The organism is Bradyrhizobium sp., assembly GCF_049581145.1.
Taxonomy (GTDB): domain Bacteria; phylum Pseudomonadota; class Alphaproteobacteria; order Rhizobiales; family Xanthobacteraceae; genus Bradyrhizobium.
In genome coordinates, this window is record NZ_JBAURI010000009.1 from 1 (window position 1) to 1,780 (window position 1,780).

General features: G+C 65.9%; 2 protein-coding genes and 1 pseudogene. All 3 read left to right on the forward strand.

Going from position 1 to position 1,780, the window contains the following annotated elements; all coding sequences use genetic code 11:
- Positions 1-294: DUF1636 family protein (locus tag WCB02_RS00275; RefSeq protein ID WP_423955097.1), on the forward strand; the 294-nt coding region annotated here is incomplete at its 5' end.
- Entirely contained in the window at positions 291-1,337 is a 1,047-nt protein-coding gene (gene cobW / locus WCB02_RS00280) for a cobalamin biosynthesis protein CobW (RefSeq protein WP_423955098.1), read from the forward strand. The genes WCB02_RS00275 and cobW, both read left to right, overlap by 4 nt.
- Positions 1,338-1,352: 15 nt before the next feature.
- Positions 1,353-1,780: pseudogene (locus tag WCB02_RS00285) on the forward strand (cobaltochelatase subunit CobN); the annotation flags it as partial.

Consider the following 1,780-nt stretch of genomic DNA (forward strand, 5'->3'; position numbering starts at 1 on the left):
CTGTTGGCCGACGCCGTCGAGCGCGCGGCGGCCGGAACCGAAGTCACGGTGCGGCGGTTGCGTTGCTTCGCCAATTGCTCGCGCGGCCCGAGCGCTGCCATGCGCTGTGACGGGTCGTGGACCTACGTCTTCGGCGGTCTCGATGCGCAAAATGCCGGCGCCTTGATCGAAGGCGCGCGGCTCCTTGCCAAGGCCGCCGACGGCATCCTGCCGTGGCGCGGCCGGCCGGAGATTCTCAAGCGGGGCTTGATCGCGCGCGTGCCGCCACTCGATTTTCAAGAGGCCGATCTATGAACGACAGCATCAACGGTCAGCTCGCGCGCGTGCCGTGCACCATCGTCACCGGATTTCTCGGCGCCGGCAAAACGACGCCGATCCGCCACGTCATCGCCCATGCGCAAGGCCGCCGCCTTGCGGTGATCGTCAACGAATTCGGCGACGTCGGCATCGACGGCGAAATCCTCAAAGGCTGCGGCAACGCCGCCTGCCCGGAGGATAACATCGTCGAACTGGCCAATGGCTGCCTGTGCTGCACCGTGGCCGACGAGTTCGTGCCGGCGCTCGACGCCATTTTGGCGAAAGGCGGCATCGAGCACATCGTGATCGAGACCTCGGGGCTGGCTTTGCCAAAACCGCTGGTCCAGGCATTCCATTGGCCGGCGATCAAGAGCCGCGTCACCGTCGACGGCGTGGTGGTCGTGGTCGATGGCGCCGCGCTCGCCGATGGCCGGGTCGCGCAGGATATCGATGCGCTCAAGCGCCAGCGCATTGCCGACAGCGCGCTCGAACACGACGACCCGGTCGAGGAAGTTTTCGAGGACCAGATCGCCTGCGCGGATCTGATCGTGCTCAATAAAAGCGATCTCCTGGACGAGGACGGGATCAATGCCGCATTGGCGGCGATCTCGCGCGCGCTCCCGCGCAGCGTGAAAGTGCTCACCGTCACCGACGGCAAGGTCGATGAGGCGCTGTTGCTCGGTCTCGGCGTCGGCACCGAAGAAGACATCGCCAATCGCCGCACGCGTCACGATGCCGAAGCGGAGCACGACCACGACGACTTCGACTCGTTTGTCGTGCCGCTCGGCGAGGTCGATGACCCTTCGGCGTTGACGGCGCGCGTTGCCGCGCTGGTCGAGCGCTTTGACGTGTTGCGGGTGAAAGGTTTTGCCGCGATCGCGAACAAGCCGCTGCGTTTGTTGGTGCAGGCGGTCGGTCCACGGGTATCGCATCAATACGACCGGCCGTGGGCGGCCTCGGAGCCGCGCCAGGGCCAGCTTGTCGTCATCGGACTGAAAGGCCTCGACCGCGCCGCCATCGCGCAGGCGCTCACCGGCTAATAGTCGAGTTCAAAGATGCATCTGCTCACCACGAGCTCAACCGGCCTCGACGAAATCGTCGAAGCGGTCGATCTCGGCCAGCCGCCAGGCGACATCGCTATCTTGTCGTTCGCCGACAGCGACCTCGCGGGCCTTGCGGCGGCGTGGGAAGCCGAGCGAGAGAAACTGCCGAGCGTGCGGCTCGCACACTTGCGCGATCTCCGCCACCCGATGTCGGTCGATTTGTGGATCGATCGCGTCGCCACCCATGCCAAGGTGATCCTGGTTCGCCTGCTCGGCGGATTGGATTGGTGGAAATACGGCATCGACCGGTTGGCGGCGCTGGCGCGCGAGCGCGGCATCGCGCTGGCCGTACTGCCGGGCGAGGATCGCGACGATATGAGGCTCGAAGCCGCCTCGACGCTGCCGCCCGACGAGCTTGCTGCGCTGCTGCAGTATTTTCG